The 7350-nt window shown below is 65.0% G+C and carries 6 protein-coding genes and 1 pseudogene; all 7 read right to left on the reverse strand.

Annotated elements, in window-relative coordinates; translation table 11 throughout:
- Positions 1-92: 92 nt before the first annotated feature.
- On the reverse strand, positions 93-494 hold the full coding sequence (locus tag WFI00_RS17565; protein WP_336642387.1) for a cation transporter: 402 nt from the start codon (positions 492-494) through the stop codon (positions 93-95).
- 13 nt (positions 495-507) lie between these two features.
- A complete protein-coding gene (glsA, locus tag WFI00_RS17570; protein ID WP_336627550.1) occupies positions 508-1518 on the reverse strand; it encodes a glutaminase A in 1011 nt (336 codons plus the stop codon).
- Positions 1519-1520: 2 nt separating this feature from the next.
- On the reverse strand, positions 1521-2039 hold the full coding sequence (locus WFI00_RS17575) for a hypothetical protein (RefSeq protein WP_336627551.1): 519 nt from the start codon (positions 2037-2039) through the stop codon (positions 1521-1523).
- A gap of 293 nt (positions 2040-2332) precedes the next feature.
- Positions 2333-3829 carry a leucyl aminopeptidase family protein gene (locus tag WFI00_RS17580; RefSeq protein ID WP_336627552.1) on the reverse strand — a complete coding sequence of 499 codons (1497 nt, stop codon included), beginning with the start codon at positions 3827-3829 and terminating at the stop codon, positions 2333-2335.
- Between the two features lie 25 nt (positions 3830-3854).
- Complete coding sequence (locus WFI00_RS17585; RefSeq protein WP_336627553.1) at positions 3855-5513, reverse strand: AbgT family transporter; 1659 nt, start codon at positions 5511-5513, stop codon at positions 3855-3857.
- A gap of 141 nt (positions 5514-5654) precedes the next feature.
- On the reverse strand, positions 5655-6620 hold the full coding sequence (locus tag WFI00_RS17590) for a linear amide C-N hydrolase (protein ID WP_336627554.1): 966 nt from the start codon (positions 6618-6620) through the stop codon (positions 5655-5657).
- Positions 6621-6682: 62 nt separating this feature from the next.
- A pseudogene (locus tag WFI00_RS17595) lies at positions 6683-7240 on the reverse strand (baeRF11 domain-containing protein); the annotation flags it as partial.
- Between the last annotated feature and the right edge of the window lie 110 nt (positions 7241-7350).

Raw genomic sequence — 7350 nt, forward strand, 5'->3', positions numbered from 1 at the left:
CGGCAGGCCCGCCTGGGCCGTTTGACGCCCATCGAGTTCGAGACCATCATGAACACGACCGTCGCACTGGCGGCGTGACTACAACCTGTCACCTATCCGTGCAGCAGTCCCATGGAGATAACAAGGACGTTCACCTCGCTTCCACCATCGCGGATGACTACAAGAGCGTCCCCAAATGCGAGCACGAGCGTTCCAGCCAGAGCCAGCCCCTGAATCACGACCATCAGCGGGGCGAGCGCGTCCCGCCCGAACGGAAACCGTCGCGTGGGTCCGGATGCTGCGGCTCGAGCGGCTCTTAGGGACGCCCAGGACAGAATCCAACCGATCGCCATGTATGCGCCGTCGAAGACGATGATGCGGATGCCTGCCAGGATCCCGACGACCAGCGCGGAGATCGCCAGCACCACGGAGAGGATCAGTGACGCCGTCAAGGCACGGCGTTCTCGCCGACGGCGCGAATCCAGCGCCTCGCGCTGAATAGGTGTGCTGCTCACGACGCTCCACCCGTCATTGGTGTTTTCGGTCTTGCGCGAGGGGTTCTGATGCAAGGATGTCGAGTCCGAGCTCCACAGCGACGGCGCGCGTCGCCAGCCATCCGCGCACGCTGTTGCCTTCGGCGTCGAGGCGGGGAGAGAACGTGCCTACCGCTCCTTTGCCGGGTGACACTGTCACAATCCCGCCGCCGATGCCGCTCTTGCCGGGAAGGCCGACGTCCCACAGCCACGACCCGGATGCTTCGTAGAGCCCCGCGACGGTCATGACTGCGAGCGCGGCCCGTGCTGTCTCGCCGCTGACGACCTGGTCGCCTGTCACGGGGTTTACTCCGCCGTCTGCGAGCGTCGCCCCCATGACGGCAAGGTCGGTTGCTGTCACGCTTAGGCAGCTCTGACGCGTGTACAAGTCGGTCGCGTCGAATGGGTCGCCCTCAAGCGCGCCCGTCTCAGCGAGCAACAGAGACAGCGCCCGATTCCGGAGGTTCGTCTCGCGAGCGGAGCTCAACACGTCGTCATCGAGCGCCAGAACGCGCCCGGCGAACAGCGACAGGCCTTCTGCCAGGACCTCCCAACGTCTCTCCAGTGACGTGCCGGGCAGCAGACTGGTGACGGCGATCGCGCCCGCGTTCACCATCGGGTTGGTGCGACCGTGTTGGCTGCGCTCGACGGCATATGCCGAGTTGAAGGGCAGCCCGGTTGCATCGACTCCAACGAGTTCGCGCACGCGGCTTGCCCCGACTCGATCGCATACGAGGGCGAACACAAATGGCTTTGCGACGCTCATCAGACTGAACGGAACCCGCGTATCCCCTGCCTCGTAGACAGACCCGGTGGCGCCCACCAGCGCGATGCCGAAGTGCGCCGGGTCGGCGCGCTCGAGGGCCGGGTACACGGACGACAAGTTCCCGTCTTCGACACTGCCGTATCTGCGGTGGGTGCGCTCCAAAACGTCGGTCACGATCCCAGGCTCAGGCAGCGCGCCGGTTGAGATGTGGCGCCGAATGCTTCGACGTGTGGTCTCCATCGTTATGCGCCCCCCAGACGGGCGCGTACGTGAGCGCGCTTTAGCTCTACAGTGGCCCGCCGCACTCGCAAACTTTCAGCATCGAGGGCCTCATCCGCCGAAGTCTCCACGTTAACGGCGTCCACCAAGTCACGCAGGGCCCGCAGGTCGTCGGCCGCGCGCCGGACACGGTTCTCATCAATGTCCGCGGTCTGCAACGCGTACAGCTCTTCATCGATCAACAGCACGCGTGTCTTCCCGGCGGACCACGCGGCACCGGCTTCGGCCGATGTCGCTTGTGCGAGAACCTGCGGGACGAGGGTCTGTTCGAGCCATCGAAGATCGGCATGCGTGGCTTCAAGGCGTTCGTCCCAAGCGCGCTTTGTATGGCCGCGACGTGCGAGCACGATTAGGAGCGCGGCCCCAAGGACCAGCACGATCGCGAAAGGCCACCATGTGGTGCGCGACGAATCAGGCTGGATTTCGTCAGGTGTACTGCGTTCCTCGTCTTCGGGCGCGGTTGCGTCTGGGCTTTCGGGCAAGGCCCCAGGATCGGGCTCCGATCCAGCTTCGGGCGCGGGTTCCGCGGACGATTCGGGCTCGGGTTCCGGGGATGATTCGGCTGGCGGCGCGGCGGGGTCGGTTGCCTCCTCGCCAGCACCCTCCTGCGATCCACCACCTGGGTCTCGCGTTGGCAGGCTGGTGGGCAGTGAAATGGTCGGACGTGCTGTTCGCTCGGGGAGTTCGACGGCGCCACACCCTGCAGTGCCGAGCCCGATTGCCAGGCAGACCAGTAGGGTCGTGGAGGCTTGCCCGACCCGCCGTACGCCGGGCATTAGCTGCTCTCGGGCGGGCGGAAGGAGAGGGCGAGCTGGATCAGGAGCCGGACGCCGAACGCAGTCGGTCCTCGGTTGATCCACCGGCGTGCCGTGGAGGATTGCGCCGTGCCTGCGATGTCGACGTGAGCCCACGGAGTATCCCCGACGAACTCTTCGAGGAACAGCCCTGCGGTGATCGATCCGGCGTTCGCTCCCCCGATGTTCTTGAGGTCGGCGATATCGGAATCGAGCTCTTCTCGGTAGCGGCGCACGAGCGGCAATCGCCAGACTGGCTCGTCGACCGTCTCGGCTGCGGCGGCCACCTGGGCCGCGAAGACGTCCGAGTTCGACATGACTGCGGCGACATCTTCACCGAGCGTGCGTAGCGCCTGACCGGTGAGCGTTGCGATGTCGAGGATCGCGTCGACCCCCTCCTCGACGGCGAGCACGAGTGCGTCTGCCATGACGAGTCGGCCTTCAGCGTCGGTGTTGAGTACCTCCACGGTCTTGCCTCCGCGCATGGTGAGCACGTCACCGAGTTGCATTGCGGATCCGGAGGGCATGTTGTCGGTGCACATCAGATACCCGGTGACAGAGGTCGTCGCCCGGAGTTCGGCGAGCACGGACATCGCGGCGAGAATATCGCCTGCTCCGGTCATGTCGTTTTTCATCTGTGAATGCGCAAGGTCACCAGGTTTGAGGCTGATGCCGCCGGAGTCATACATGATGCCCTTGCCGACCAGGGCGAGGTGTCCCGTTGGCGCCCCTTCGGGGACGTACTTGAGCACGATCATGCGCGGCTCCTCGACCGAGCCTTTGTTGACGCCGAGCAGCCCACCAAGGCCCATCTCGGTGACCGCCGCCTTGTCGAACACCTCCACGTGAAGGCCAGCTGTCGCCCCGACCTCGAGCGCGAGCTCGCCCAGTCGCGTGGCGGTGAGGATCCCGGCGGGGCAGGAGGCGAGGTCTCGCCCGAATGCCGCAGCCCGCGCGGTGGCGAGTCCTTTCGCCGCGCCTTCGGCAACCGCGGTCTCTTCACCGTCAGGGGCCACGAGGACGATAGAGGTGACGGGGACTGGCCCCTTCGGCTCGCTGCGTAGCGAGAACTGGTAGCGCGCAAGCACGATGCCCTCGACGATGGCCGCGGCCGCATCATCCGCCCGCAGCCCGCCCGTGACAGGCACTCGAGTGGCGAGCTTTGCGTCCTTCGGTACAGCGCATGCGAATGCGGCGGCGGCATCCCGCAGCCGCGCGGTATCGAGATCTATCACCGTACCGACGCCCACGGCGACGAGTACGGGCGGCCGGGACGACGGGAACGAGATCGACTGCCCCACGTTCGGCGTGAACCCCGCTCGCTCGAGCGCTTCGAGGTCGACGCCGAGGATATCAGGCACTGGTCCGTCGGTCGTGACGGGAACTGCCAGCGCGTCGGCCACGATGGTCGCGTCCTGCGCGACAACCCGGATGTCGAGTTCAGCTTGGAGGGAGGGAGCAACGGAGAGGGTACTCACGGCAGGGTCCTTTCGAGAAGAGAGCTCAGCTGGCAGGGACGTTGACAGGTGAGTCGGGTCCCCAGGGGATGCCGAGAAGGAACCAGCCGACGTAGAGCAGGGTCCAGGCCACGAGCACCGTGATCGCGTATGGCATCATCAGGGCGATGATCGTGCCGATGCCCGCGTTCTTCTTGTACCGCTGGGCGATCGTCACCATGAACGGCAGATAGACCATCAGCGGGGTGATGACGTTGAATGGCGAGTCTCCGACCCGGTAGCCGGCGAGGAGCGTCTGTGGTGCGACGCCGAGCGACGCGAAGATCGGGATGAACACCGGCGCGAAGATGACCCATTTCGGCAGGAGCCCAGGAAGGATGATGTCGAGCACGACGATCACCAGGATGAAGGCAACGAGCAGAACCACCGTGGGCACGTTCGCCTTCTCGAGCAGATCCGCAGCCGATACCGCAGCGACGGTGGGCATGTTCGTCCAGTTGAACAGTGCGATGAACTGGGCGATCATCAGGAACATCACCAGCAGCCCGCCCAGGCTGCCGAATGTCTTAGCGATGGCGCCGACTGTCGCGTCTCCGCCCTGGAGCGTCTTCGCGCCGACGCCGTACGCGATGCCACATACGAGGAACGCGAGGGAGATGATGAAGATGAGGCTCGACATGAACGGGGTTGTGCCGATGATGGCGCCTGCCTCCGGGTCGCGCAGCGGTGCACCCGGTGGGAACGTCAGCAGCGCGATCACGGCCAGGTATCCGAGGAGCGCCCACCCCGCGAACTTCAGTCCGCGGCCCTCGGCGGTGTGGTCGATCGCGGCGTCCGGGTCTGTGTAGCTGCTCTCCGCCGCATCCCAGGGACCGAGGCGCTTCTCGGTGATGAAGACGGTGACCAGCAGCACGATGACCGACATGACGATGGCGGAGACGATACTGAAGTAGAAGTTATGGGTCACCGTGATGGTCGGCATCCCTGCCTTCGAGAGCACCTCGTTCGTGATCTCCGTGAGCATGCTGTCGGACGGCGTGATGAGCAAGTTCGCGCCGAACACGGCTCCGACGCCTGCGAACGCGGCGGCAAGTCCTGCGAGAGGGTTGCGACCCACGGTCTTGAACGCCACCGCAGCGAGCGGCACCAGGATGAGGTAGCCGGCGTCGGTGGCAACCGAGGACAGGACGCCGACGAAGATGAGGATGAAGGCGACCAGTTTGGGTGGCGCGACCTTGACGGTCTTGCGGATGAGCGCGCCCATGAGCCCGGCGACCTCTGCGACCCCGACGCCCGCCATCGATACGAGCACCACGGCGACCACGCCGAATCCGGCGAAGTTGTCGACGAAGTTGCTGAAGAAGAATCGGATGCCGTCGATCGAGAGCAGGTTGCGGATCTCGAAGGTCTCCTTCTTGATCACGAAGTCCGGTACGTCGGCGGGCTGTCCCGTGGTCGAGTCGTAGATCGACCATGAGCCACCCATCTGCTCGTTGATCTGATGGAACTGATCCTTCGGCACCTGGACGACAACGTCGTCCGTCACGCTGATGTTGAACCAAGACAGCACCGCCGAGAGCACAGCAATGAAGAGGATCAGGTAGACGAACATGATCGTCGGGTTCGGCACCGCATTACCGATGCGTTCGATCCGGTTGAGCAACCCCTTGGACTTGTCCGGTTTTGCCGCTGCTATCGATGACATGTGCTATCCAATCTGCAGTCTGAAAGCAGCTGCCGCGGCCAGAGTAACGAGGCTCCCGATCTGGCCTCACCCCTACACGTAGGGGATTCGGTTCGATCCACGCGACCTCGAACGACCGGAACCGTTGCGCTAGACGCCTGGTTAGAACGGTGCGGGAGCGCTTCGGAATAGTGCACTGACGTCGCCGGTCAGGGTGATGTCGTCAGGGTCGAGTGAGCCCACGGCAGCGCCGACGGAGAAGTCCAGTTCGGCAAGGGTCACCCAGAACACGTTCGGCGCCGTTGTGAGTTCGAAGTAGTACCGTCCAGCAGTGAGGTTCGCCACCGTCCGGTACTCCGTGTTGTAGAGCCCGAATCCCTCGTACGGCGCGCCGAACGGGATCGACACGTTCCTCGCGATCGCGAGCACCCCGGCGACGGCTTCCCGTTCTTCTTGAGGGTGCGGGAGCAGGTTGGTGAAGTACGCGGCGCGCTGGAAGCGGGCCTCGGGGTTCACGTTGCCGTCGAGGGGCGATCGGTCGTTCGGTGCTGAGAAGTCCTGCTCGCGCAGCAGTCGCACCTGCTCGAGGAAGGGCGGCTCATTGGTCAGCACGGTGAAACGCCGGTCGCGGTGCACGGTCACGACCCCGCCCAGCACTTCAATGATGGCCGAGTCTCCTGTGGCATCCTCGATCGCGAGGTGGGCCGTCGCGCGGTGACCGTGCGACTCCATCATCACAAGCTGCACGTGGTCGAGGAGAGCGACGGCCTCCTCGACCGTCGCCGCCATGTCGAGGAGATACTGCGCCCACAGGTGAGCTCCAAGTGCCGGAACCTCCGCATCGCGCTGTCCGAAGTCGGTGCCTTCGAGATACTGCAGATGCGCGCCGAGGCCCTTCTCGTTCAATCCATCGGCGGTACCGACGCCGTAGATCGTGGTCACGACCGAACCGTACCGGGATGTCCAGATCAGGCCATTGTCGGTGATCGGTTGCCCGGCGACGAGTGAGCCGTCGTGCGTGAGTCCGCGTGGGAGGACCGTGAGCACAGGCATCGTCGAGTCGGGCCAGTCCATGGTGCGGGCCACAACGTACGGCGTCGAGCGGTTCCACAGAATACGAGTACACATTGGCGCGTCCTTCTCTCGGTTCGGGTTGCAGCTCAGCGAAGTCCGCGGGGCTTTGGAACCGTCTACAGCGCGTAGCGCAGAATTCCCGCGGCCTGCACGCTCTCCGGAAGATCGGCGCCGCGTACGGCGAGAACTCGAGCGCCAGTTGCGAGTGCCCGGCGGGTGATCTCCTCGATGGCGTCGTGACCCGGGGTCGGGAAGCCATCGACGTCTTCGAGGACAAGGTCGCCCTCGTCGGTGACATGCCCATGCACGATGGCGTCCATGTCGACCGCCAGCGTGTCGAGCATCCCGAACGCTGCCGCCCGCGCGAGATCGCTGAGATCGGTGGCTGCTCGTCCGGTGTTCCGCCTGTCGCGGAACAGTTCGGCGAGCTCCGCCAGCTCGGCGTCGTAGATGCCGTCGAGTACCGCGCGGGCGGCTTCGGCGAGCTGCGTTTCGGTCAACTCGTCGGGATTCCCGTGAATACCTTCCGCAGCGAGCCCCGCGTAGCCGCTGACGCCGCGATAGATGGATGCCAACGGCTCCGTCGCCGCGAGGATGAGCGGGATCGACTCACCGTTGAGAACGGGCCGGAGCGCATGGTCGACTGCTCGCGCATACTGCGTGAGACGGGTTTTGCGGCTCTGCGCATTCTAGGTGGGGGTGAGGGGGTCAAGTCCGCCGGCGATCAGGAGCATGCGGAGCCGGTAGTTGTCGTAGTTGGTGAAGCCGCGGGCGATCCGGCGGG

It is taken from the genome of Microbacterium sp. MMO-56, from assembly GCF_037146215.1.
Classification (GTDB): Bacteria; Actinomycetota; Actinomycetes; order Actinomycetales; family Microbacteriaceae; genus Microbacterium.